General features: G+C 66.6%; 25 protein-coding genes. 13 read left to right on the top strand and 12 right to left on the bottom strand.

Features of this window, described 5'->3' with window-relative positions; all coding sequences use genetic code 11:
* Nucleotides 1–35 precede the first annotated feature (35 nt).
* Nucleotides 36–791, bottom strand: a complete 756-nt coding sequence (locus H289_RS0106675; protein ID WP_020099990.1) for a hypothetical protein — start codon at nt 789–791, stop codon at nt 36–38.
* Between the two features lie 201 nt (nt 792–992).
* Here H289_RS0106675 and H289_RS0106680 point away from each other — a divergent pair, with 201 nt between their 5' ends.
* Both H289_RS0106680 and H289_RS0106685 read left to right on the top strand, forming a co-directional pair.
* Nucleotides 993–1,460, top strand: coding sequence for a hypothetical protein (locus tag H289_RS0106680; protein ID WP_020099991.1), 468 nt, complete (start codon nt 993–995; stop codon nt 1,458–1,460).
* Between the two features lie 20 nt (nt 1,461–1,480).
* On the top strand, nt 1,481–2,500 hold the full coding sequence (locus tag H289_RS0106685) for an alcohol dehydrogenase catalytic domain-containing protein (protein WP_029104870.1): 1,020 nt from the start codon (nt 1,481–1,483) through the stop codon (nt 2,498–2,500).
* Nucleotides 2,501–2,511: 11 nt separating this feature from the next.
* On the opposite strand, the gene H289_RS0106690 is transcribed toward H289_RS0106685, so the two are convergent.
* Nucleotides 2,512–3,126, bottom strand: coding sequence for a DJ-1/PfpI family protein (locus tag H289_RS0106690; protein WP_020099994.1), 615 nt, complete (start codon nt 3,124–3,126; stop codon nt 2,512–2,514).
* A 62-nt stretch (nt 3,127–3,188) separates the two neighbouring features.
* Here H289_RS0106690 and H289_RS0106695 point away from each other — a divergent pair, with 62 nt between their 5' ends.
* Nucleotides 3,189–4,523, top strand: coding sequence for an aminotransferase-like domain-containing protein (locus H289_RS0106695; RefSeq protein WP_020099995.1), 1,335 nt, complete (start codon nt 3,189–3,191; stop codon nt 4,521–4,523).
* Here H289_RS0106695 and H289_RS0106700 read toward each other — a convergent pair.
* Nucleotides 4,492–5,307 carry an alpha/beta fold hydrolase gene (locus H289_RS0106700; protein WP_081633324.1) on the bottom strand — a complete coding sequence of 272 codons (816 nt, stop codon included), beginning with the start codon at nt 5,305–5,307 and terminating at the stop codon, nt 4,492–4,494. The genes H289_RS0106695 and H289_RS0106700 overlap by 32 nt on opposite strands.
* A gap of 168 nt (nt 5,308–5,475) precedes the next feature.
* On the opposite strand from H289_RS0106700, the gene H289_RS0106705 reads away from it, so the two are divergent.
* Together H289_RS0106705 and H289_RS29930 are read left to right on the top strand one after the other, a co-directional pair.
* On the top strand, nt 5,476–6,495 hold the full coding sequence (locus tag H289_RS0106705) for a zinc-dependent alcohol dehydrogenase family protein (RefSeq protein ID WP_029104871.1): 1,020 nt from the start codon (nt 5,476–5,478) through the stop codon (nt 6,493–6,495).
* A gap of 16 nt (nt 6,496–6,511) precedes the next feature.
* Nucleotides 6,512–7,009, top strand: a complete 498-nt coding sequence (locus H289_RS29930; protein ID WP_020099998.1) for a hypothetical protein — start codon at nt 6,512–6,514, stop codon at nt 7,007–7,009.
* Nucleotides 7,010–7,067: 58 nt separating this feature from the next.
* On the opposite strand, the gene H289_RS0106715 is transcribed toward H289_RS29930, so the two are convergent.
* A complete protein-coding gene (locus H289_RS0106715; RefSeq protein ID WP_020099999.1) occupies nt 7,068–7,298 on the bottom strand; it encodes a hypothetical protein in 231 nt (76 codons plus the stop codon).
* 206 nt (nt 7,299–7,504) lie between these two features.
* Here H289_RS0106715 and H289_RS0106720 point away from each other — a divergent pair, with 206 nt between their 5' ends.
* The 3 genes from H289_RS0106720 to H289_RS0106730 are packed head-to-tail and all read left to right on the top strand — an operon-like array spanning nt 7,505 to nt 10,287.
* Nucleotides 7,505–8,146, top strand: a complete 642-nt coding sequence (locus H289_RS0106720) for a response regulator (RefSeq protein WP_020100000.1) — start codon at nt 7,505–7,507, stop codon at nt 8,144–8,146.
* A 1-nt stretch (nt 8,147) separates the two neighbouring features.
* On the top strand, nt 8,148–9,350 hold the full coding sequence (locus H289_RS0106725) for a sensor histidine kinase (RefSeq protein ID WP_020100001.1): 1,203 nt from the start codon (nt 8,148–8,150) through the stop codon (nt 9,348–9,350).
* Nucleotides 9,351–9,390: 40 nt separating this feature from the next.
* Nucleotides 9,391–10,287, top strand: a complete 897-nt coding sequence (locus H289_RS0106730) for an alpha/beta fold hydrolase (protein WP_020100002.1) — start codon at nt 9,391–9,393, stop codon at nt 10,285–10,287.
* 165 nt (nt 10,288–10,452) lie between these two features.
* Here the strand turns inward: H289_RS0106730 and pntB are convergent, their stop codons facing one another.
* From pntB to H289_RS32895, 5 genes are all read right to left on the bottom strand, one after another.
* Nucleotides 10,453–11,883 carry a Re/Si-specific NAD(P)(+) transhydrogenase subunit beta gene (pntB, locus tag H289_RS0106735; RefSeq protein WP_020100003.1) on the bottom strand — a complete coding sequence of 477 codons (1,431 nt, stop codon included), beginning with the start codon at nt 11,881–11,883 and terminating at the stop codon, nt 10,453–10,455.
* A 35-nt stretch (nt 11,884–11,918) separates the two neighbouring features.
* On the bottom strand, nt 11,919–13,442 hold the full coding sequence (locus H289_RS0106740) for a Re/Si-specific NAD(P)(+) transhydrogenase subunit alpha (RefSeq protein ID WP_020100004.1): 1,524 nt from the start codon (nt 13,440–13,442) through the stop codon (nt 11,919–11,921).
* A 284-nt stretch (nt 13,443–13,726) separates the two neighbouring features.
* Nucleotides 13,727–14,218 (bottom strand): hypothetical protein, encoded by a 492-nt coding sequence (locus H289_RS32890; RefSeq protein ID WP_155944047.1) that lies wholly within the window; start codon nt 14,216–14,218, stop codon nt 13,727–13,729.
* On the bottom strand, nt 14,215–15,348 hold the full coding sequence (locus tag H289_RS32285; protein ID WP_081633325.1) for an Rv0964c family protein: 1,134 nt from the start codon (nt 15,346–15,348) through the stop codon (nt 14,215–14,217). The genes H289_RS32890 and H289_RS32285 overlap by 4 nt, the downstream gene beginning before the upstream one ends.
* Nucleotides 15,349–15,515: 167 nt before the next feature.
* Nucleotides 15,516–15,629 carry a hypothetical protein gene (locus H289_RS32895; RefSeq protein ID WP_177127396.1) on the bottom strand — a complete coding sequence of 38 codons (114 nt, stop codon included), beginning with the start codon at nt 15,627–15,629 and terminating at the stop codon, nt 15,516–15,518.
* Between the two features lie 152 nt (nt 15,630–15,781).
* Here H289_RS32895 and H289_RS0106760 point away from each other — a divergent pair, with 152 nt between their 5' ends.
* Both H289_RS0106760 and H289_RS0106765 read left to right on the top strand, forming a co-directional pair.
* The gene (locus H289_RS0106760) at nt 15,782–16,474 is read left to right on the top strand and encodes a TetR/AcrR family transcriptional regulator (protein WP_029104872.1); all 693 of its coding nucleotides are present in this window, start codon (nt 15,782–15,784) and stop codon (nt 16,472–16,474) included.
* A 30-nt stretch (nt 16,475–16,504) separates the two neighbouring features.
* Nucleotides 16,505–18,301, top strand: a complete 1,797-nt coding sequence (locus H289_RS0106765; protein ID WP_020100007.1) for an acyl-CoA dehydrogenase — start codon at nt 16,505–16,507, stop codon at nt 18,299–18,301.
* Here the strand turns inward: H289_RS0106765 and H289_RS0106770 are convergent.
* A complete protein-coding gene (locus tag H289_RS0106770) occupies nt 18,298–18,915 on the bottom strand; it encodes a TetR/AcrR family transcriptional regulator C-terminal domain-containing protein (RefSeq protein ID WP_020100008.1) in 618 nt (205 codons plus the stop codon). The genes H289_RS0106765 and H289_RS0106770 overlap by 4 nt on opposite strands.
* A gap of 123 nt (nt 18,916–19,038) precedes the next feature.
* On the opposite strand from H289_RS0106770, the gene H289_RS0106775 reads away from it, so the two are divergent.
* The gene (locus H289_RS0106775; protein ID WP_020100009.1) at nt 19,039–20,229 is read left to right on the top strand and encodes an FAD-dependent monooxygenase; all 1,191 of its coding nucleotides are present in this window, start codon (nt 19,039–19,041) and stop codon (nt 20,227–20,229) included.
* Here the strand turns inward: H289_RS0106775 and H289_RS0106780 are convergent.
* Nucleotides 20,226–21,314, bottom strand: coding sequence for an alcohol dehydrogenase catalytic domain-containing protein (locus tag H289_RS0106780; RefSeq protein WP_020100010.1), 1,089 nt, complete (start codon nt 21,312–21,314; stop codon nt 20,226–20,228). The genes H289_RS0106775 and H289_RS0106780 overlap by 4 nt on opposite strands.
* A 26-nt stretch (nt 21,315–21,340) precedes the next feature.
* On the opposite strand from H289_RS0106780, the gene H289_RS0106785 reads away from it, so the two are divergent.
* Together H289_RS0106785 and H289_RS0106790 are read left to right on the top strand one after the other, a co-directional pair.
* A complete protein-coding gene (locus H289_RS0106785) occupies nt 21,341–21,772 on the top strand; it encodes an acyl-CoA thioesterase (RefSeq protein ID WP_020100011.1) in 432 nt (143 codons plus the stop codon).
* A gap of 189 nt (nt 21,773–21,961) precedes the next feature.
* On the top strand, nt 21,962–22,405 hold the full coding sequence (locus tag H289_RS0106790) for an SRPBCC family protein (RefSeq protein WP_029104874.1): 444 nt from the start codon (nt 21,962–21,964) through the stop codon (nt 22,403–22,405).
* Here H289_RS0106790 and H289_RS32290 read toward each other — a convergent pair.
* Nucleotides 22,402–22,734 (bottom strand): integrase core domain-containing protein (locus H289_RS32290; RefSeq protein ID WP_020100013.1); only part of this gene is annotated, 333 nt, incomplete at its 5' end. The two genes, H289_RS0106790 and H289_RS32290, sit on opposite strands and share 4 nt — an antisense overlap.

A 22,734-nucleotide genomic window follows, 5' to 3' on the forward strand; every position in this document is an offset into this window, starting at 1 on the left:
CGCGAAGTCCATGACCGCCACGATAAGCCACTTGGTTAGACATGTGGAAGCGCGGCCCACTCCTCGGGAACAACGCGGACGCCACTGAGGTCGATGGCCACCATGAGCTCGTCGGCGAGCGGACGGCCGGCGGAGTCACACCGGTAGGCCCGGCGCCGCGTCGGCACCATGATGCCGTCGGCCTCGACGATCTCACTGACATAGTGCTGGGCGGCGAACCCGCCGGCGATCTCGACGCGATAGTCATGCCGGCGGATGAGGAAATCGCTGCCGAAGAAGAACTCCTCCTCGCGGCTGTGACTGGCGAAGCCATCGGGATAGCGCACCCGTAGACCGCGCCACCGCTCGCCGTGATCGAGGACGGGTTCGATTTCGGTGACGTCCATGCCGGGCAGCGCCATGAAGAACGGCGTGGTCAGGTACATCCACAACGCGTAGCCGTTGAAGTACGCCCGCTGCAACGGATTCCACGGTGTACTCAGCTCGTGGTCGGCGAAAGACGTTCGCGGATCCGTCTGCTCGGCCACCACCCGGCCGTCGAGCTTCTGGATGGCGACGCGCTCGGGGGTGAAGTCGGAGCGTTGATCCGGCGCGCCGAACGGCTGTACCGACGCCCACTGGCGGTGCGTCGCAACGGACATCCGTCGCGGCACGGGGTCCTGCGGCATTCCTTTGATGCCGAAGAGCTTGCCGCCGGTGACGATCGTCGCCTCCACGGAGTTCACGCTGCGCCACCGGTCCAGCCCGCCATGCGCTTCCAATACCGAGCTCAGCAGTTCCGTTGTCATCATGGGCCTTTCGCCGCCGTTGCCTACCCTGCAACACGACCCGTGGCGGCATAGCGTCCGCCGAAGGTGGTCCTGTCGCTACCAGGATTCGCGGGGACGGATTGGCGGGCCGCGTGCCGGAATGGCGTCGGAGGCTCTGGCGCTGTCTGAGGCGACATCTCCCACTACGGAGCCAGTAGCTCCGGCAACCGAGAGGACCGACCAGTGTCCAACATTCGCTTCCAAGCCACCACGTCGGCCACGCCGGAGCAATTCGTCGAAGGCCTCACCGACTTCGGGCCGGGCCGTGAGCAGGTCTTTCCGAACAGCGCGGACTCCTACCTCGAGGTGCACTACCTCGTACCCGGCCGTGCCGACGTCACCGAGGGTTCGGGCGGGATCTGGGAACGGCTGACCTATAACTGGACCGACCCCACCCGGGTGCTGCTGACGACGACCGACTCGAACGTGTTCGGTGGTGCGTCGGGCTATGTCTACACGCTGACGCGGCAGGGCGACGGTACGACGCACGTCGACCTCGAGATCGTGCGTGAGGGCAAGAACGTCAGGGGCAAGGCGCTGGCGTGGGTGCTGGGCTCGGTCGGCAAGGGCTCGTTGCGAAAAGCGTTCAACCGCAGTGTCCGTGGCATCGAAGCGCGTAGCGGATCTGCCGTACCGCCGAGTGCCAACTGAATTCGATCAAAGGAATATCAATGTCTACTTATCGCGCCTTTCAGGTCACCGGCCAGGCCCACTTCGAGCTGGTGGAGCGGCCCTTGCTCGAGCCACTCCCGGGTCAGGTGCGCTTCCGCGTACAGAGTTGCGGGGTGTGCCACAGCGACGTCCTCGCCGTCGAGGGGCAGCGGCCCGACCCGCACCTGCCTGTCGTACCCGGTCATGAAGCCGTCGGCGTGATCGACGCCATCGGTGCCGGCGTCACCGGTTGGCAGGTCGGTGACCGCGTCGGCGTCGGCTTCCTCGGTGGCCACTGCGGCGTCTGTGCATCCTGCCGCCGTGGTGATTTCGTCAACTGCAGCGATCAGCCCTGGTTCGGCACCAACACCGACGGAGGCTATGCCGAGGTCGCGTATGCCCGGGCCAGCGGATTGGTCCGGATCCCCGATGGGATCGACTCCGTGGCCGCCTCGCCGCTGCTGTGCGCCGGCATCACGACGTACAACGCTGTGCAGCTGGTCCATGCGGCGCCGGATTCGCTTGTGGCCGTGCAGGGTATCGGCGGCCTGGGACATCTGGGCGTGCAGTACGCGCACAAGCTCGGCTACCGGGTTGCGGCCATCGCCCGGGGCACCGACAAGGCTGCGCTGGCCACCGAGCTCGGCGCGGATCACTACATCGACAGTGCCGCAACCGATCCCGCGGAGGCGTTGCAGGAACTCGGCGGCGCTGAAGCCGTCGTGGCCACGGCGTCGAGCGGCTCGTCGATGGCGCCGCTGCTGGCTGGGCTGAAGCCGCGTGGCCAACTGATCGTCGTGGGCGTTGCCGGAGACCCGATTCCGGTGAACACCGTGGACCTGGTCACCGCCAGCCGGTCGATCGTCGGCAGCCTCACCGGCACCCCCGTCGAAAACGAGGACGGCATGAACTTCAGTGCCGCGCACGGGGTTGCCGCGATGACCGAGGTGCTGCCGTTCGGCGAGGCGCCGAAGGCCTACGCGCGCATGATGTCCGGAGACGCGCGTTTCCGCGTCGTGCTCGATATGCAGGACCGGTAGCCGCGGCGCGATCAGGCCGCGGTGGCGCGATCGAGATACGGCGTGATGTTCCGTAGTGCACGGGCGACGTAGTCGTCCTTCTCGCCGACGGGTGCCACGTAGCGCAGGGCTTCGACAGCGGCGTCGATGCCCTCGCTACGGGCGATGAGCCACCCCGCCAGATACGCGGACGACAGGCAGCCGCCGGCCGTCGCGACGTTGCCCTTGGCGAATAGCGGTTGGTCGAGGACATCGACTCCGGCGGCCTGCACCCAGGGCTTGGTCGTCGAGTCGGTGCACGACGGAACTCCGTCGAGGAGGCCGAGTTTGGCGAGCACCAGCGTGCCCGAGCACTGCGCAGCCAACAGTTGCCGGGATGGGTCCAGCTTCAGGAGTGCCATCAAGCTCTGGTCGGCGACCACCTCGCGCGTCCGGATACCACTGCCGACGATGACCGCATCGGCGGAACACGCCTGCTCCAGGTCGATGTGGGATTCGATGACGACGCCGTTCATCGAGCTGACGCGGGGGCTCGGGCTGGCGATGGACACGCGCCAATCCGCCTTGCGGACCCGGTTGAGCACGCCCAGTGCGATCAGCGAATCGAGTTCGTTGTAGCCGTCGAAGGTGAGGATGGCGATGTGCATGCTCCGAGCCTAGGATCGCCAATTCAATACGATCAACAAATTGTCATGCATACAATGCGGGTGTGGGTCGGGCTCGCTACAAGGCCGTCGTGGATGCGTTGGCGGCAGACATCCGCGCCGGCGTGATCCCTCCTGGCACCCGACTGCCGACCCACCGGGAGCTCGCCGCGCGCGAAGGACTGGCGCTGGTCACGGCGACCCGCGTCTACGCCGAACTCGCCGAGATGGGACTGGTCAGCGGCGAAGCCGGCCGGGGCACGTTTGTCCGGGAATCGTCGCTGCCGCTCCGCGACGACGTCTCGGAGCGGGCATTCGCCGACGATGTCGTGGATTTGAACTTCAACTATCCGTCGGTTCCGGGACAGGCCGATCAGTTGCGAAATGCATTGCGGGGTCTGGCCTCGTCGGGTGATCTCGACGCCCTGTTGCGCTACCAGCCCCACGGTGGGCGGCTGCACGAACGAGCGTCGGCCGCACTGCATCTGGAGCGACGCGGCCTGAGCGTCCCGGCCGAACGCGTGTTGATCGTCAGTGGCGCACAGCACGGGTTGGCGGTCAGCGCGCTGGCGATGCTGCAACCCGGTGACGTAGTGGCCGTCGATGCCCTCAGTTACCCCGGCTTCAAGGTGCTGGCGCAGGTGCTCCGGCTCGAGCTGGCGCCACTTCCGGCCGGGAACGAGGGACCCGACCTGGATGCGTTCGAGGAGTTGTGCCGTACGCGGCCGGTCCGGGCGATCTACACCATGCCGACGCTGCACAACCCGCTGGGATGGGTGACGCCGGCGCCCTGCCGCGAGACCCTCGTCGAGATCGCGCGCCGGCACGGTGTGACGATCATCGAGGACGCGTCGTACGCATATCTGGTCGAGCGACCGCCCGTGCCGCTGGCGGTGCTTGCCCCGGAACTGACCGTCTACGTGTCGGGGCTGTCGAAGAGCGTGGCGACCGGTCTCCGGGTCGGATTCGTCGTTCCGCCAGCACAATTCATCGGTGCCTTCGAAAGGGCCATCCGGGGGACGACGTGGAACACGCCACCGTTGATCACCGCCATCGCCGCCGGGTGGCTCAACGACGGCACCGTCACCCGACTGGAAGCGGACAAGCGAGCCGATGCCCGGCGGCGGCAGGTGGTCGCGCGCGATGTGCTGTCCGGACTGGACGTCGTGGGGAACCCGTCGTCGTACTTCCTGTGGCTTCCGCTGCCCGGTGAAGCGCGCGCCGATCAAGTGGCGACCGATCTGCTGCGCGAGACGGTATCCGTGTCCACCGCTGAACCTTTCGCGATGACCAAGAACCCGCCCCACGCGATCCGGGTGGCACTGGGGTCGGTGGAGATCGACGTGCTGGCCCAGTCACTCGAAACCGTCAAGCGGGTGATTGACGCTCACACTTGGTGACTCGGACAGAGTCGGCGAAGTCCAGGATCATCGCCGCGACGGCGTCCGGGAACTCGACATGCAGCCAATGGCCACCGGACTCGATGGTGCGGACGTCTGGCCGACCAAAGCGTGAGGCGATGGCGTCGGCAAGCTCGCCGGTGACGAAACCGTCTGCGCCGCCGTGGATCACGAGCACCGGTCCCGGAAATGCGCTGGTGGCGGGTGCGTCGGCCGCGCCGTCGTTCCACACGTCGACGTAATGGGCGGCGACGCCCGGCACCAGGTGCCTGCCGATGTCGGTGAGCCGGTCGAGCTGGTCGTCGCTGAGGTGGGGGGATATCGCGGTCCGCGCCGCGCGCTGTGCGATGCTGTCGCCGTCGAGGGCGTGGAACTGCGCAACCACGTCGTCGGGTAAGTGTGTGCCGCCCAACGGAACTGGAGTGAGCAGCACCAAGCCCGTGACCCGGTCGGGATGCGCCGCCGCGGCCAGCTCGGCAACCTGCGAACCGAGGCTCTGGCCGACTACGATCACCGGTCCGGTGATGCTGTCGATCAGGGCGCCCGCCTCGGCGGCGAGCGCAGCCAGCGTGATAGCGATTGTGTCCCTGGCGGTTCCGGCTCGACGACCGAATTCCGGCAGGTCGTATCGCACCGTCGCGACGTTGTCGCCCAGGCCGTCGATCACGCCATCCCACACGGTCAGGTCGTCGAGGAAACCGTGAATCAGAAGCACGGTCGGCGCATTCGGGGCGTGAGCCAACGTCCGGACGACGGGAAACTCGATAGGGCACCTGGTCTGCATGTGCGGCGCTCCTTTCGTCTCGCTGCCGGCACAACATCCACGATGTCGGCACCCGCCGGAGGTATGGGTCACCGCGGTGATCCTGGTACCGGCAGGGTCAGCCAATCTGGGCCGAATTCGGCAGCGCCAGTCGTTATGGGTTCTAGAACCGAGCGGAGGGATGCCGAGATGCCAACAATGCGGGCCGTCGTGGCGACCAGAATGGGCGAACCGGCCGAGGTCCTACAGCGGCAGACGCGGCCGATTCCGGAACCCGGCCCCGGCCACGTGCGGATTCGGGTGACTGCGGTGCCGGTCCACGCCAGTGACCTACACACCGTGCGTGGTCGCTATGGCTTCGTCCCGGAGTTCCCCACCACGCCGGGCATCGAGTCCGTCGGCATCATCGACGAAATCGGCAGCGGCGTAAATGGTTTGGCGGTTGGGCAACGTGTCATCACCGCCGGTGTCCGGGGCACGTGGCAGGAATATCTCGTCGCCGACGCCGAGCGTGTGCTGCCGGTGCCCGCCGGCGTGAGCGACTCCACCGCTGCCCAGCTGCTCAGCAATCCGCTCACCGCCGTCATCCTGACCGGTGACGTCCTGGACGTCCAGCCCGGCGAATGGCTCCTGCAGACAGCGGCAGGTTCCACGGTCGGGCAGTCGGTCATCCAGCTCGGCACGCACTTCGGCTTCAAGACCCTCAACGTGGTTCGGCGCCGCGCCGCGGTCGACGACATTCTCGCCCTGGGTGGGACGGCGGTGATCAGTACCGAGGACGAGGACATCCGCGAGCGCGTGGCCGAAATCGTCGGCGACGAAGGCGTATTCAAGGCCATCGACAGTGTGAGCGGCCAGGTGGGCGCGGACGTGTCACGGGCGCTGGCGCCGGGTGGCGAACTCGTCGTCTACGGCGCGCTGTCGACGCACCGCCAAACGGAGGCCGACAAACTGACCATTCCGGTCTTCGCCCGTTCCCTGATCTACGAGGCCAAGACGGTTCGCGGCTTCTGGCTTTTCCGGTGGTTCAACCAGACGCCGAAAGACCGCATGACCGCCACCATCAACCGGACGATCCAACTCGTCGACAGCGGCGCCGTGCATGTCCCCGAGGGTCAGCTGATCCCTGTCGAAAACTTCAGCGAGGCAGTCTATTTGGCTGAAGCACCAGCGCACGGTGGTAAACCGCTGCTGGTGTTCGAATCCTAGAACCAGGAGAAACACCATGACCGCACCGAACGAGCACAAGCTCGAGAACCAAGCCACGCATCTGACCTACTACCCGCACTGGCTGGACAACCTCGCCGACGACGTCATCCTGCAGGGTGCCGTGTTCAACGGCGAAGTCCGTGGCGCAGAGCAAGTGGGGAAGATGCTGAGCTTCGCGCGGAGCCTGTACGCCTACCAGGACTTCCGCTTCTACGGCCGGCGTGGCGATCTCTTCCTGGAGGATTACCAGTCCCGCATCCGAGGCACCGAGGTCTACCGTGCCGGCGGGGTGGAGATCTACAACTTCGTCGTCGTGTACTTCAACGAGGCCGGCGAGACCAGCCACCTCGTCATGAACCACCGGCCACAGGCTGCGGCCCTGCTGTTCTCGTCGCTGCTGCGCGACCATTTCGGCGATGCCTTCGACCCGAGCATCTTCTATGGCGGCGATCCCGGGCCCGATGCGCTGGACCACGATCTGTCCCGTGGCGCGTGGCCGGAGTCGAACGGCTGACCAACAGCGGATTCCCTCCCCGCGACGACTTCGGGGAGGGAATCCGGGCTCGGGGTGGTCAGCGGCCCTGCAGGGCGGCCACGCGGTAGATGCCGTGGTGCCAGAGCACGCCGGGCAGCGGCATCCCGGCGGGCGGAGCCGTGATCGACGGGGTGGCGACGATCGCCGGCGGACGGACGTCGGGTCCGAGGGTCGTGGCGCCGGCGGCGCCGGCCAGGCCGAGTGCCGAGCCGCCGAGAACGCCGGCGGCGATGATCGAGAAGCCGAAGGTGCGGGCCGTGATGTTCATGTGAATTCTCCTGTGTCAGTGGACTTTTGGTGTCTTGCTCCGGTGTGTTCCGGTGATGACTCAAGAGTGCCTGGCCGCGGAGCCCGCGGGTATCGGGTAATCGGCCGAGTTGTCGGAGGATTCCCGTGTCCACCGATCGGGGGACACGCGGCCGTCAATTTGCGATCGGAGTTACTTTTCGCTGGTCGCCGTGCGACGCTGACGGCATGAACGACGAACGGGTTCGCGTGGTGGTGGGTGACGACCACCCGATGTTTCGCGACGGCGTCGTCCGCGCGCTGACGGCGAGTGGCGCCATCGAGGTACTGGCCGAAGCCGACGACGGCACGTCGGCGTTGGAGGCGATCCGCACCCACAAGCCTCAGGTCGCTCTGCTGGATTACCGCATGCCCGGCATGGACGGCGCCGAGGTGGCCGCGGCGGTCGTGCGCGACGGCCTGCCGACCCGGGTCCTGTTGCTCTCTGCGCATGACGAGGCCGAGATCGTGTACCGGGCGTTGCAGGAAGGCGCGGCCGGCTTCCTGCCGAAGGAGTCGACGCGCAGCGAGCTCGTCAACGCGATCCTCGAATGTGCGAAGGGCCGCGACGTCGTCGCACCGAGCCTGGCCGCGGGGCTCGCCGGTGAGATCCGGCGTCGCGCCGAGCCGGACGCCCCGGTGCTCAGCCCGCGCGAACGCGAGGTGCTGCAGCTGATCGCCAAGGGCGCGACCATCCCAACCATGGCCAAGGAGCTGTTCCTGGCGCCATCGACGGTCAAGACCCACGTGCAGCGGCTCTACGAGAAGCTCGGGGTCGGGGACCGCGCGGCGGCCGTGGCCGAGGCGATGCGTCGGAAGCTGCTGGACTGACGTGAGCCCGACACTCAGCCGGATCGGGGAGTACCTGGCCGCCGAACCGGTGCGGATTTCCGCCGGACTACGGCTCCCGCTGATCGCGCTGATCGGTGTCCTGGTGTGGATCTGGGAGGTCGACCACTGGCTGCCCGAGCTGTACGCCGTGATCCTGGGCCTGTATGCCGTCGCCGCGGTGATCTGGCTGGTGGCGGTGCTGCGCGGGCCCGTGCCGCGCTGGGCGGACTGGGCGTCAACCGGTATCGACCTGGTGGTGATCCTGGCACTGTGCCTGGTGTCCGGCGGCGCGACCGCGGCCCTGCTGCCCGTCTTCTTCCTGCTGCCCATCTCGGTGGCATTCCAGGACCGGCCGCTGATGACCGCGGCGATCGGGACCCTGACGGCGACGGGCTATCTGGCGGTGTGGATCTTCTACTCCAAACACGACGACCGCATGGGCCTGCCGAACATGGTCTACACGCACTTCGGATTCCTCGTGTGGCTGGCGGTGGCCACGACCGTGCTGTGCTTCGTGTTGGTCCGTCGTCAGGAGCGCGTGCAGGCTCTGCAGGAGGTGCGCCGCCAGCTGGTGTCCGAAGCCATGCAGTCCGACGAGCGGCACAACCGGGAGGTCGCCGAAGGGCTGCACGACGGCCCGTTGCAGACGCTGCTGGCGGCCAGGCTGCAGCTCGACGAGGTCCGGGAGCGGACCCCGGGGCCCGAACTCGACGCGGTCTACGCCGCGCTGGAAGACACGGCGACGGCACTGCGCTCGACGGTCACCGAGCTGCATCCACAGGTGCTCGCCCAGCTCGGCCTGACGCCGGCGGTGCGGGAACTGCTGCGGCAGTTCGAGTCTCGCGGCCGGATCGCGGTGCGCGCCGACCTCGAGGAAGTGGGCAAGCCGGACTCGCAGCAGCTGCTCTACCGCGCGGCCCGTGAGCTGCTGACCAACATCGGCAAGCATGCCCAGGCCACGACGGTGTCGGTGCGGTTGGGCCGCATCGGCAATCGCGTTGTCCTGACCGTCGCCGATGACGGCGTCGGGTTCGACCCCGCGGTGGTGTCACGGTACGTGGCCGACGGACACATCGGGCTGGGCTCGCTGCTGGCGCGGTTCGACGCGATGGGTGGGTCGATGCTCGTCGACTCCGCCGGCGGTGGCGGAACCCGGGTGACGGTGACTTCGCCACCCGAGCGCGAGCTGAGGGGCAACAGATAATTCGTCGCTGGGAGTGGGCCCGCGGCGGTAGCGTCGCGCCATGAAACTGCGCATTCTGGTGGGCCTGCTGGTGGCTGCGGTGGTGGCCTTGGTCGTCAACGCCGTGGTGGTGGCGCACACCAGCCGCGCGGCAGAACCGTTCGCCGGCGGCCACGTGCTCACACTCGACGGCCCAGACCTGAACGTCCGCGAGTACGGGCCGCCCGGTGACCGGGCAATCGTTCTGCTGCACGGGTATTCGGCGTCCATCGAGTGGTGGGAGAAGGTCGCCCCGGTACTGGCCGCACATCAGCGGGTGATCGCCGTCGACCTTGTCGGGCATGGTGGCTCCGAGGCGCCGACCGATGCGGCGCCGTATCACGCCGACGGCCAGGCCGAGGCCGTCCACCGCGCGCTCGAGGCGCTGGGTGTCCGGCATGCCGAACTGGTGGGGCATTCGATGGGCGGCGAGGTGGCTGCCGCGTTCGCCACCAAGTACCCGGAAATGGTCGAGCGCGTGGCGGTTTCCGATACCCCAGCCGGCGAGGATCTGGTCGCGATGCCGCTGCTCGGCAGGATGCTGTGCTGGCCCGTCATCGGGCCCGCGCTGGACCGCTTCCGCGGTGTCGACGCGATCAGCGAAAGCTCGCTGCAGACCGGGTTTGCCGCCGACTACCCCGTTCCGGCGCTGGCATTCCGGTCCCTGAAACAGCTCAATTACGCGGGCGTGTGTGACTCCAAGGAGCCCGGCCGTCCGGTGGTGGAGACGTTGAAGGGGCTGGGCAAGCCGGTGCTGGTGTTGTGGGGCGACAAGGACGTCCTGACGCCGACGGCGTCAAACGTCGCGCGCTACACCGCCGCGGGCCTGCCGCCGCACCTCATCGCAGGCTCCGGGCACAGCCCGATGGTCGAGAAGCCGGACCAGTTCCTCGCAGCGATAGGCGATTTCGTGCGCTGATGGGTGCCCGGCGGCCCGGGATGGCGCGAGACGCGAACACAACGTCAGGCTGGGAGCGCAGATAACCGTATATGGCTTCAGCGACGCTCTCAGACTGACGTTGTGTCGGGCACCAACACGAAAAGGCCTCCAATCCTGATGGATTGGAGGCCTTTTCGTGTACTGCTACAGCGCGGCGAGGATGTCGTTGACGCGGTCGCGGGCGTCGCCGAACAGCATCTGGGTGTTGTCGCGGAAGAACAGCGGGTTCTGCACGCCGGCGTAGCCCGAGGCCATGGAGCGCTTGAACACGATGACGTTGTCGGCGTTCCAGACGGTGAGCACCGGCATGCCGGCGATCGGGCTGCCCGGATCTTCGGAGGCGGCGGGGTTCACGGTGTCGTTGGCACCGATCACCAAAACGACTGCAGTGTCGTCGAAGTCGTCGTTGATCTCGTCCATCTCGAGCACGATGTCGTAAGGCACCTTGGCCTCGGCGAGCAGCACGTTCATGTGGCCGGGCAGGCGGCCGGCGACGGGGTGGATGCCGAAGCGGACGTTGACGCCCTTCTCGCGCAGCTTGCGGGTCAGGTCCGCGACGCCGTACTGGGCCTGGGCCACGGCCATGCCGTAGCCGGGGGTGATGATCACGGAGTCGGCCGAGCCGAGCAGCTCGGCGGCGCCCTCGGCGGTGATCTCGCGGTGCTCGCCGTAGTCCTTGTCTTCGGCGGGGCCGGCTTCGATGCCGAAGCCGCCGGCGATGACGGAGATGAACGACCGGTTCATGGCCTTGCACATGATGTAGGACAGGTAGGCACCGGAGGAGCCGACGAGCGCGCCGGTGATGATCAGCAGGTCATTCGACAGCAGGAAGCCCGAGGCGGCCGCGGCCCAACCGGAGTAGCTGTTGAGCATCGAGACGACGACGGGCATGTCGCCACCGCCGATGGAGGCGACCAGGTGCCAGCCCAGCAGCAGGGCCAGGACGGTGACGCCGACCAGCAGCCACAGGTTCGGGGAGATGACGAACCAGACGGTGAGGGCGACGAACAGGACCAGCGAGCCGACGTTGAGGAAGTTCTTGCCCGGCAGCATCAGCGGCGAGGAGCTGATCTTGGCCGACAGCTTCAGGTTGGCCACGATCGAACCGGTGAAGGTCACGGCACCGATGAACACGCCGATGAAGACCTCGGCGGAGTGGATGCCGAGCATGCCTTCCTTGGCCAGCTCGAGGGCGCCCTGGCCGTCGAGTTCGTGCTCGACGTGCAGGTAGCCGCTCCAGCCGACGAGCACGGCGGCCAGACCCACGAAGCTGTGCAGCAGGGCGATCAGCTCGGGCATGCCGGTCATCTCGACGATGCGGGCACGCCACAGGCCGATGGCGGCACCGATGGCCATGGCACCGACCAGCAGCGCCAGGCCGAGCGGCTCGATCTTGTTGTTGACGGCCAGCACAATGGTCGCGATCAGGGCGACGCCCATGCCGGCCATGCCGAAGGCGTTACCGGCCTTGGAGGTCTCGTGCTTGGACAGCCCGGCCAGAGCGAGGATGAACAACAGGGCGGCGACGACGTAGGCCGCGTTCGCCACGTTGGTGATGGTTTCTGCGTTGAACATGAATCCGTTCCAAAGGTTCTTTAGGTCAGCAGGCTCTAGCTGCGGGAGAACATGGCCAGCATGCGGCGGGTCACCGCGAAGCCACCGAAGACGTTGATGCTGGCGAGCAGAATCGCCACGGCCGCCAGGGCGGTGATCGGGGTGTTGTGGTGCCCGATCTGCAGCAGTGCGCCGACCACGATGATTCCGGAGATCGCGTTGGTCACCGACATCAGCGGAGTGTGCAGGGCGTGGTGCACGTGCCCGATCACGTAGTAGCCGATCACGATCGCCAGGGCGAACACCGTCAGGTGGACCTGCAGGGCGGCCGGGGAGGCGGCGATCAGCACGAACAGGACTGCGGCCGCGGCGAAGGTGATGCCCAGACGACGCTGCGTCGACATCGGCTCCTTGGCCTGCGAGACCACCGGGGTCGCGTCGGCCTTGGCGGCGGGGGCGGCGGAGACCTGCACCGGCGGCGGGGGCCAGGTGATCTCGCCGTCGCGGACCACGGTCACGCCGCGCTGCACCACGTCGTCGAAGTCCAGGACGACCTGGCCGTCCTTCTCCGGGGTGAGCAGCTTGAGCAGGTTGACCAGGTTGGTGCCGTACAGCTGCGAGGCCTGCGCGGGCAGGCGGCCGGCCAGGTCGGTGTAGCCGATGATCGTCACGCCGTTGTCGGTGACGATGGCCTGGTCCTTGACGGTGCCTTCGACGTTGCCGCCGTTGGCTGCAGCCATGTCGACGATCACCGAACCGGGCTTCATCGAGGCCACCATGTCCGCGGTGATGATCCGCGGCGCGGGACGGCCCGGGATCAGCGCGGTGGTGATGATGATGTCGACGTCTTTGGCCAGTTCGGCGTAGAGCTCGGCTTCGCGGGCCTTGTAGTCGTCGCCCATTTCCTTGGCGTAGCCCGTCGCGGACACTTCGCCGGCATTCGGGTCGACGGACACGTACTCACCGCCGAGGGAGGCAACCTGGTCGGCGACCTCGGGGCGGGGGTCGGTGGCCCGCACGACAGCGCCGAGCGATCCGGCAGCACCGATCGCGGCCAGACCGGCGACACCGGCACCGACGACGAGCACCTTGGCCGGGGGGACCTTGCCGGCTGCGGTGACCTGGCCGGTGAAGAACCGGCCGAACGCGTGGGCGGCCTCGACGACGGCGCGGTAGCCGGCGATGTTGGCCATCGAGGACAGCACGTCCAGGGACTGGGCGCGCGAGATGCGCGGCACCGCGTCCATGGCCAGTACCGTGATCGGTCGGGTGGCGAGCTTCTCGACCAGTTCCGGCTTGAGCCCGGGGGAGATCAGCGAGACCAGGGTGGCGCCGTCTTTGAGAGACGCGATCTCGGCGTCGTCAGGGGCGTTGACCTTGAGCACGATGTCGGCGGCCCAGGGGGAGCCGATGTCGGCGCCGGCTTCTACATAGGCGGCGTCGGAGAAACTGGACAAGTCGCCCGCGCCGGACTCAACCACTACCGAATAGCCGAGCTTGATCAGCTGCCCGACAGTTGCAGGAGTGGCGGCAACCCGCGTCTCACCAGCCAGAGACTCGCGGGGAATCCCGATGATCATCGAATCCGATCCGATCTGTGTTGGTTTGCTTGCAAGAGTCTCCCCCATCCACGTCGGGACGGTGCTCTTGCCCCCCTATACCAGTTAGCAATCGCTTATAAATTAGCAGTCGCTCATAATGCGACCAAAAGTCCGGTGCCGGGGCGTTGCCTGGATATGTCTACGTCATCCGCACGGATTTGGGTACACAGATTCCGACCGGTGGGATCTCCTGGACGGCAAACGTCCACTCAGCTCCGACGCGGCCGATCTCCGATCAGGGCTGGACGATCAGGTGAGACGCGTCAACCCGCCGAAGAATTCGACGCCCGGGGCGTAGCGATCTTGGGGCAGGCGGCCTGCAATTTGTCCGTGGCCTCGGCTACTTTTTTGGAATTATCGACGAACCGCTGAAACCGGACGTCCTCGGGGCCTTTCCCGGTATCGCGCGCGATATTCGCGAATTCGTCGAATCCAGTGGCCCATGAAGTCAAATCGGATTTCAGGTCGGGCGCGGATACCGAATTTGCGGCGCGGCGGCTTTTATCCGCAAGCGCAGCCCAACGTTCGGGGTCCTCGGCAGCGCCCGGCTGCATGGCCGCGGCATTGCTGGCTTCGCCTACGGCCCGCCAATCCTGCGCCACATCGGCCACGACGCCGCAATCGGATGCCGACGGAGTGCCAGCGTCGCGGTGCTGTGAAATCCACAGTGCCGCAGCGATTACCGATCCAATTACCGCGATAGCGACGAGTAGTGCCGCCCGGCGGCGCGCGGGCGTGCGTAAAAGGGTTCTCATGGGGCTGACACTCCTGGGCGCTTGGGATTGAGCACTACCTGTCCGCCGCCGCTCGGTGTGGGTACGTACATCGTGAGCCGTGGGTTATCGGCCTGCGCACGGTAGATATCCTTGATATCGATCGGATGCCATTCACCCAAACCGAAATTCGGAGTGAAAAAGCCGGTTGAGCTTACGCCGCGACGCACGTGCTCGGCCTCGAAATTATAGTCGACCCATTTTGCTTGATACCATTTCCCATCGCGCTGCACCCATCGCGTGTGGTCGGGGGCGCCATTGAACGTCTCGCCGGTCAATCGGAATTTGTAATTCTCTTGCATCCGCCACGACGGGTCGACGCCCCATCCGTTCGGTGTTTTGCCGACGACGTCCTGGTAGCCAGTGGGTCCGCCCTCGATCGGAGGCTTGATATCGCGATGCCATGGCTTGGGCGGGGTAAATGGTCCAACCGGCGGTCCGCCGCCGGGCCCGCTCGGGTAGGGCTGCGGGTCGATGTCCCAGCGACCGCCGCCGGGAGCGGAATCGCCCGGCGGTGGCGGATCCCACGGATACTGCCACCCCTTGTCATCCATCAGCAGGTCCGGCTTGTTGCCGGGCGAATCGTCGGCCTTGTCGGTTGGTTCCTTGGAGCGGGGCCCCGCTTGTTTCTGCAGCGCATCGGCAAGGAGGGCGTCGGCGTGGTCGGCTGATTGCCGAATCTTGTCGAGGGACTGCTGAGCCGTGTGCGTCATGTCCTGCACCAGCTTGCGGGTGGCAGCGGGCAGCGAGGACAGATTCGTCGGCGGCACCGCCCGACTGCCCTTTGCGTCGATAGTGATTCCGTACTGCCCCAGCGTCGACCGCAAATCGTTGAGCTGGTTCTTTGTCTGCCGAACTTCGTTGGCGGCGGTTTTGGCGGCCGATGCGACTGCCGCCGCATCGCGGCTGTGCTGGTCCAGGCCGTCCGCTTCCACTTTGGTCCGCTGCTGCGCAGCGCTGGCGCTTGAGCCTTGCCAACTCTCGAACGCTGGCAGATTGCCCAAACGCGAGCTGGCCTGAGACGCTGCATCTGCCCGAGCTGTGCTCGCTGTGCCGACCGCATCGAGCGAGTCCGGGTTCCACTTGTCGATGTCGGCTATCGACAGACCCACAGGACATCCCCCAACACCGTCAACTCCGCGGATACGGCCCCCGCTTACCTACGGTAACTCTCGTCGAGGGGCTCGACCTGCGCTAGTTGTTCGTCTGCACACGCAATTCCGACCGGTGGGACGCCGCGCGCCAACACACCGGTCGGTGAGGTGGAATTCTCGGGTGGTTACACCGGTGGGTACGCCGGGGGCGGGTACACGCCGCGCAGGCCCCACGGGACCCAGTTGAAGAAGTACTCGACCTCGTCGCTCGCGTCGTAGTCCGGGCTCGGATCCATCAGGTGCCTCCAACCGACAAGCTTGTTACTCGCGAGCTTAGCTGCTGGGTCCCGGTTGCGAGTGGCGGATCGGTCGTCGATATGCCACGGCATAGACTGGCCAACCAGTTGATTGGGTCCCGGGCCGTGCGCCCGGCTGCATAGAGTGAGCTGACATGTCCTCAGAGTCGTCGACAAAAGGTTCTGCCACGGGATCGCCCGCGGGGGCCTCGGCTGCGTCGAACGGGTCGAACGGCTCGTCGCGGCGCGAGGAGTTGCTGGCGGTGGCCGCCAAATTGTTCGCGGCCCGTGGCTACCACGGGACCCGGATGGACGACGTCGCCGACGCCGTCGGACTCAACAAGGCGACCGTCTACCACTACTACGCCAGCAAGTCGCTGATCCTTTGGGACATCTACAAGTCGACCGCCGACTTCACCGTCGATGCCCTGCACGACGACCCGACGGCCTCGGCGCGCGAGACCATCTTCAACTTCACCCGGCGGCTGCTCACCGGCATCGCCAGCGACCTGGAATCCGCGGCGGTGTACTTCCAGGAGGGGCCGTACATCACCGAATGGTTCACCGAGGAGCAGGTCGCCTACATCCGCAAGGCGGAGACGACCGTCTACGAGCACGTCCGCGACGTCATCGACCGCGGCATCGCCAGCGGCGAGTTCAACGACTGCGACTCGCACGTCCTCGCGCTGGGCTACATCGGGATGACGCTGGGCGCCTACCGGTGGCTGCGGCCGCACGGCCGGCGCACGGCTTCCGAGATCGCCGTCGAATTCAGCACGGCACTGCTGCGCGGCCTGATCCGCGACGAAACGATCCGCACCGAGGACCCCCTCGGCGGCGGCGCATAGAACCCGCGATCGAGAGGTGACCGAGGTCCGATGAAATCCCAGCTGCTGTCCCGCCGCGACCTCGACTTCCTCCTGTACGAGTGGCTGAAGGTCGACCAACTCACCGGCCGCAAGCGGTTCGCCGATCACTCGCGCGAGACCTTCGACGGGGTTCTGGACCTCAGTGAGCAACTGGCCGAACGCTACTTCGCGCCGCACAACAAGAAGAGCGACGCCAACGAGCCGACCTTCGACGGGCAGACGGTCACGATGGTCCCGGAGGTCAAAGAGGCGTGGGACGCGTTCGTCGGCGCCGATCTGATCGGCATGTCGATGGACGAATCGGTGGGTGGCGCGCAGTTGCCCGCCGTCGTCGCGCAGGCGGCGTTCGCCTGGATCGCCGCGGCCAACGTGTCGACGTCGGGCTACCTGATGCTGACCATCGCCAACGCGAATCTGTTGACCAAGTTCGGCACGCCCGAGCAGATCGAGACCTACGTCAAACCCATGCTGGCAGGCCGTTTTTCGGGCACCATGGCGCTCTCGGAGACGCAGGCCGGATCGTCGCTCGCCGACGTGGCCACCCGCGCCGAACCCCGCGACGACGGCACCTACCGGCTGTTCGGGTCGAAGATGTGGATCTCGGGCGCCGAACACGAGATCACCGACAACATCGTCAACCTCGTGCTGGCCAAGCTCCCCGGCGGACCTCCCGGCACCAAGGGCATCTCGCTGTTCATCGTGCCCAAGTACCTGGTGAACCCCGACGGATCGATCGGCGAGCGCAACGACGTGGCCATCGCCGGCCTCAATCACAAGATGGGGCAACGCGGCGTCACCAACACGGTGCTGAATTTCGGTGATACGCAATTCAATCCGGGTGGCGAGAACGGCGCGGTCGGCTATCTGGTCGGCGAGCCGCACCGCGGCATCGTCTACATGTTCCAGATGATGAACGAGGCCCGGATGGCCGTCGGCATGGGCGCGGTGGCGCTCGGCTACACCGGCTACCTCAAGTCGGTGCAGTACGCGCGGGAGCGGCCGCAGGGCCGCCCGCTGGACGTCAAGGATCCGACGACGCCGCAGGTGCCCATCGTCGAACACCCCGATGTACGACGGATGCTGTTGGCGCAGAAAGCCTATGTCGAAGGTGGCATGGCGCTCGGCCTGTACTGCGCGCGGTTGGTGGACGTGCAGCACAGCGCGGAGTCCGATGCCGAGGCCGACGCGGCTGGTCTGCTGATCGACATCCTGACCCCGATCGTCAAGAGCTGGCCGTCGCAGTGGTGTCTGGAAGCCAACAACCTGGCGATCCAGGTGCACGGCGGGTACGGCTACACGCGCGAATACGACGTCGAGCAGCATTACCGTGACAACCGGCTGAACCCGATCCACGAGGGCACCAACGGCATCCAGAGCCTGGACCTGTTGGGCCGCAAGGTGACTCAGCGAGGCGGTGCGAGCCTGGCGGCGCTGGGGCAGGTCATCGCAGAGACGGTGCGCGCAGCCGACGAGTTGGGCGGCGAGGGCGCCGAATTGGCGAGCGCGCTGGATGCGTCGTGGCAGCGACTGGTCGCGGTGACCGGCGGCATGTTCGGCTCGGGCGACATTCCCGCGGTGATGGCCAACAGCCACGTCTACCTGGAAGCGTTCGGGCACATCGTGGTGGCGTGGCTGTGGCTGGAACAGTTCGTGGCGTCGGCAGGCAAGGACGGCGACTTCTACGACGGCAAGCGGCAGGCGACCCGGTACTTCTTCCGATTCGAATTGCCCAAGACCGCACCGCAATTGGACCTGCTCGAGTCGCTGGACCGCACGACGCTCGAGATGCGGGACGCCTGGTTCTAGGCGGGCGTGCCGGTGTTCGTGACCAGCCGAGTCAGGCCGTAGGCAAACTGCCTGTCGCGCGGGGTGTTTCGCAGTGTTGCCAACCCGGCGGACACGTTCGGATACGACGTGGCGTCGATGGGTCCCCGACCGTTGTCTCGGGATTCGTCCCGGGCGAGCTCGTAGGCAGCTTGCTCCTCTATGACGAAGCCCATGACGTAGTACTGCACAGAAAAAGCGACCAAGACGGCTTCGGCCTCGGGCGCGCCGGCGGCAAGGGCGGCGCTGATTGCCGCTTCGCCGAAAGCCAACGTGTTGGGCTGGCGGACGAACGTGCCGGCCAGGACGCGTGCGCCGTCTCGATGTGACAACAACGCCGATCGCAGCCGGTGTGCGAGCTCGATCAACCGGTCGCTGCCCTGTGCGCCCGAGCCGGTTTCGTCGGCTACCCCGTGGAGCAGGTCGTCGGCGAGCGCGTCGGTCAGTCCCTGCTTGTTCTCGACGTGCCAATACAGCGTTCCGTGGTTGACGCCCAGCGACGTTGCGAGTTTGCGCATCGTCAGGGCGTCGATGCCGTGCTCCTCGATGAATGCCCAGGCACCTGCGAGGACAGCTGCTCGGTCAAGACGCGCCATCGCCTCCCTTTCCGGTCTCGAGCACGATAACAAGTCGATACTTGACCATTGGTCAAGTATCGCTCTAGCCTGGGCTGGGTCGGACCGGGCGATGGGCTCGGCCGCGGCCGAAAGGACCATGAAATGTCTTTGGCTGACCATCATTCGGCCGGTGTCGCCGGCCGCGAAGTGCTGATCTGTGGTGCGGGAATCGCCGGCATCGTCTTGGCGTACCGGCTCACCCGCGGTGGCTTCCGGGTGACCGTCGTCGAACGGGCACAGGCGTTGCGCCGCGGTGGTAACGCCGTGGACCTGCGCGGACCGGCGGTCGACATCGTCTCCGATATGGGGGTGTACGGCGAGCTGCGCACGCGCGCAACCGAGCTCGCCGACTTCTATCGCATCGACCCTGCAGGCAACCGCGTCGTCACCATGGCGCCAGAAGTGATCAGCGGCGACATCGAGCTGCTTCGGACCGACCTCAGCGCCGTGTTGTTCGCCGCGGCACAGGGCGGAATCGCCTACCGATTCAATGATTCCGTCACGTCGCTCGACGATGCCGGCAGCCACGTGGCGGTCACGTTTCAGAGCGGCACGAGCCACGACTTCGACCTGGTCATCGGCGCCGATGGACTGCACTCGCAGACCCGAGCCCTGGCCTTCGGGCCCGAATCGGAATTTGTGCGGCACCTGGGTTGCTACCAAGCGCACTTCACCACCGACAACGTGCTGAATCTCGATCGCTCCGGGTTGTTGCTCAATCGACCCGGCCGCACCCTCGGTTGCTACAGCGTCGAGCGCAACAGCAAGATCGTCGTCGGCTTGTTCTTCGACTCGCCGGCGGTCCCCTACGACCGAACTGACGCTACGGCTCAACAACTTTGGCTCAATGAAGCCTTCGCCGGCATGGGGTGGCGGACCGCGGAACTACTGGACGGCATGGGTCACGCCGACGACTTCTATTTCGATTCCGTCGCCCAGGTCGTCGTCGGGCAGCCGTATCGGGGCCGTGTCGCGCTCGTCGGCGATGCTGCCCACAGCCCGTCGCTGTTGTCGGGAATGGGTGCGACATTGGCGATCATCGGCGCCGCGGTGCTTGCCGACGAGCTGACCACCAAACCCGATGATCACCTGCGCGCCTTCAACAGGTATCACGAGCGGACGGCCGAGATGGTCACCCTGAGTCATCAACTCGCACGGGTCTCGCGGGGATGGTTCATTCAGCCCGCGGCCGGAAGTCCTTCCGCCGGAGGGGTATCCGCCGATGAACAGTCGGATGCCCTGCGGCAACGCGTTCTCGAAGCGGCCGGGGCGGCCGCGGCGGCCCCGGTCTAGAACTGCACAATCTGCCGCACCGCGCGGCCGTCGGCCAGCGCGTCCATGCCGGTGTTGATGTCGTCCAGCGAGATGGTGTCGGACACCAGCTTCTCGACCGGCAGCCGACCCGAGCGCCACAGCTCGACGAAGCGCGGGATGTCCCGAGCCGGCACGGCCGACCCGAGATAACTGCCGATCAGTGACCGTCCGTCGGCGACCAATGCCAAGGGCGACACCGAGATTCGCGCGTCGGGGTGTGGCAGGCCGACCGTGATGGTCTTGCCGCCGGGGGCCGTCATGCCGATGGCGGTCTCGAGGGCCGCGGGGTGGCCGGCAGCCTCGATCACCACGTCGGCCCTGATGTCTCCCGGATCGGTGACGGCGTCGTGCGCACCGAGCGCGCGGGCCTGCTCGAGCTTGTCCGGCAACCGGTCGACGGCGACGACCCGGACATCGTCGTGCGCCAGGGCCGTGAGCATCGCGGCCATGCCGACACCACCCATGCCGACGATGGCAACCGTCTGGCCGGGCTTCGGCTGTCCGGCGTTGAGCACCGCGCCGCCGCCGGTCAGCACCGCGCAGCCGAGCAGTGAGGCGACCACGGGCGGCACGTCGGCGTCGACCGGCACCACCGAACGGCGATCAACCACCGCGTGCGTCGCGAAAGCCGAGACCCCCAGGTGATGGAGAACCGTTGCGCCGCTTCGAGTTAGCCGCGTATCGCCGCCGAGCAGTGTGCCCGCGCCGTTGGCGGCGCTGCCGGGAATGCAGGGCGCAAGGCCGTCCGTCGCGCAGGACCGGCACTGGCCGCAGCGTGGCAGGAACGTCATGACGACGCGCTGCCCGACCGCCAAATCCGAAGTGCCGCCGACCTGTTCGACGATCCCGGCTGCTTCGTGACCGAGCAGCATCGGCACCGGGCGAACCCGATTGCCGTCGACCACCGAAAGATCGGAATGACACAGCCCGGCCGCTTCGATACGGACCAGCAGCTCGCCGTCGCCCGGGGCGTCCAGGTCCAGCTCGCTGATGGTCAGCGGCTTCGATTCGGCGTACGGGCGGGCGCGCCCGATCTCTTCGAGTACGGCACCGCGAATCAACATGGCACCAGCCTGACAGACTGGCCGACATGGAGCAGGCACTGACCACCGCTGAATTCCCGGTGCACTGGCCCGTGCAGACCCGGTGGACCGACAACGACATGTTCGGCCACCTCAACAACGCGGTCTATTACGAGCTCTTCGACACCGCGATCAACGCGTGGATCAACACCACGCGCGACGTCGACCCGGTGGCCGCGCCGTGGCTCGGGGTCGTCGCCGAATCGGGCTGCCGGTACTTCGCGGAACTGAAGTTCCCGTCGCAGCTGGTCGTCGGGCTGGCGGTGACCCGGCTGGGCAACAGCAGCGTCACCTACCGCACCGGGCTGTGGGCCGACGGTGACAGCACGCCCGCGGCAGTCGGCAGCTGGGTGCACGTCTACGTCGACCGCGACACCCGTCGTCCCGTCCCCATCCCGGCGCCGATCCGGGAACTGCTGGAGACCGCCGTCGTCAGTTGACTCTGCGCTGATGGCTGAGAAGCTCGAGTAGCGGAGTGCGTCAGCTCAGGGTCAACGGCCGGACCAGCCGCCGGATGCGTTGAGCCTGTACCCAGGGCGGGAAATGTCGAGAGACATCCGCCGCCAGTTCAGGATCAACGGACGCACGCGCAAGAGGGACGGAGCAGCGGCCTCGATATGCTCTGGGCCATGCCGATCGTGAGCAAGACCGTCGAGGTTGCCGCACCTGCAGCGCAGATCCTGGGGATCGTCGCCGACTTCGAGGCCTACCCGCAGTGGAACGAAGAGGTCACCGGCTGCTGGATCCTGCACCGCTACGACGACGGCCGGCCCAGCCAGCTGCGGCTGGACACCAAGATCCAGGGCATGGACGGCTCGTACATCCAGGCCGTCTACTACCCGGGCGACGGCCAGATTCAGACCGTCATGCAGCAGGGCAACCTGTTCTCGAAGCAGGAGCAGCTGTTCTCCGTGGTCGACCTCGGGGCCAGCGCCCTGCTGACCGTCGACATGGACGTCGAAGTCGACATGCCGGGTATCCCGTCGATGATGATCAAGAAGGTCGTCAACGACGCGCTCGACCACCTGGCCGGCAACCTCAAGACGCGCGCCGAGCAGCTCGCCGCCGGCTAGCTGTACTGACCTGAGAGGTTAGGTACGCGGCTGGCGGGTGGTTGACCTTTGAGTGCTGTGTGGCCGCGATGGTGATTGTAGGTGTGTAGCCACCGCGGGAACTCGGCGCAGCGTTCGGCGTCGCTGCGGTAGAGCCGGGCGTAGGCCCATTCGTCGGCAAGCGTGCGGTGGAAACGCTCGACCTTGCCGTTTGTCTGTGGACGGTAGGGGCGGGTTCGTCGGTGCTTGATGTCACCCAGAGCATCACGAAATTTGTGTGACCGGTAGCAGGATCCGTTGTCGGTCAACACATTTTGTACCGTGAAACCACACTCGTTGAACCAGGCGTT

The sequence above is a fragment of the Mycobacterium sp. 360MFTsu5.1 genome (genome assembly GCF_000383495.1).
In the GTDB taxonomy this organism is placed as follows: Bacteria; Actinomycetota; Actinomycetes; order Mycobacteriales; family Mycobacteriaceae; genus Mycobacterium; species Mycobacterium mucogenicum_B.

Bases quoted from the DNA above. Each gene is read 5' to 3' on its own strand.
- H289_RS0106675 (WP_020099990.1), bottom strand. From the start codon at position 791: ATGATGACAACGGAACTGCTGAGCTCGGTATTGGAAGCGCATGGCGGG.
- H289_RS0106685 (WP_029104870.1), top strand. From the start codon at position 1,481: ATGTCTACTTATCGCGCCTTTCAGGTCACCGGCCAGGCCCACTTCGAG.
- H289_RS0106690 (WP_020099994.1), bottom strand. From the start codon at position 3,126: ATGCACATCGCCATCCTCACCTTCGACGGCTACAACGAACTCGATTCG.
- H289_RS0106700 (WP_081633324.1), bottom strand. From the start codon at position 5,307: ATGCAGACCAGGTGCCCTATCGAGTTTCCCGTCGTCCGGACGTTGGCT.
- H289_RS0106705 (WP_029104871.1), top strand. From the start codon at position 5,476: ATGCCAACAATGCGGGCCGTCGTGGCGACCAGAATGGGCGAACCGGCC.
- H289_RS29930 (WP_020099998.1), top strand. From the start codon at position 6,512: ATGACCGCACCGAACGAGCACAAGCTCGAGAACCAAGCCACGCATCTG.
- H289_RS0106715 (WP_020099999.1), bottom strand. From the start codon at position 7,298: ATGAACATCACGGCCCGCACCTTCGGCTTCTCGATCATCGCCGCCGGC.
- H289_RS0106720 (WP_020100000.1), top strand. From the start codon at position 7,505: ATGAACGACGAACGGGTTCGCGTGGTGGTGGGTGACGACCACCCGATG.
- H289_RS0106730 (WP_020100002.1), top strand. From the start codon at position 9,391: ATGAAACTGCGCATTCTGGTGGGCCTGCTGGTGGCTGCGGTGGTGGCC.
- pntB (WP_020100003.1), bottom strand. From the start codon at position 11,883: ATGTTCAACGCAGAAACCATCACCAACGTGGCGAACGCGGCCTACGTC.
- H289_RS0106740 (WP_020100004.1), bottom strand. From the start codon at position 13,442: ATGATCATCGGGATTCCCCGCGAGTCTCTGGCTGGTGAGACGCGGGTT.
- H289_RS32890 (WP_155944047.1), bottom strand. From the start codon at position 14,218: ATGAGAACCCTTTTACGCACGCCCGCGCGCCGCCGGGCGGCACTACTC.
- H289_RS0106760 (WP_029104872.1), top strand. From the start codon at position 15,782: ATGTCCTCAGAGTCGTCGACAAAAGGTTCTGCCACGGGATCGCCCGCG.
- H289_RS0106765 (WP_020100007.1), top strand. From the start codon at position 16,505: ATGAAATCCCAGCTGCTGTCCCGCCGCGACCTCGACTTCCTCCTGTAC.
- H289_RS0106770 (WP_020100008.1), bottom strand. From the start codon at position 18,915: ATGGCGCGTCTTGACCGAGCAGCTGTCCTCGCAGGTGCCTGGGCATTC.
- H289_RS0106775 (WP_020100009.1), top strand. From the start codon at position 19,039: ATGTCTTTGGCTGACCATCATTCGGCCGGTGTCGCCGGCCGCGAAGTG.
- H289_RS0106780 (WP_020100010.1), bottom strand. From the start codon at position 21,314: ATGTTGATTCGCGGTGCCGTACTCGAAGAGATCGGGCGCGCCCGCCCG.
- H289_RS0106785 (WP_020100011.1), top strand. From the start codon at position 21,341: ATGGAGCAGGCACTGACCACCGCTGAATTCCCGGTGCACTGGCCCGTG.
- H289_RS0106790 (WP_029104874.1), top strand. From the start codon at position 21,962: ATGCCGATCGTGAGCAAGACCGTCGAGGTTGCCGCACCTGCAGCGCAG.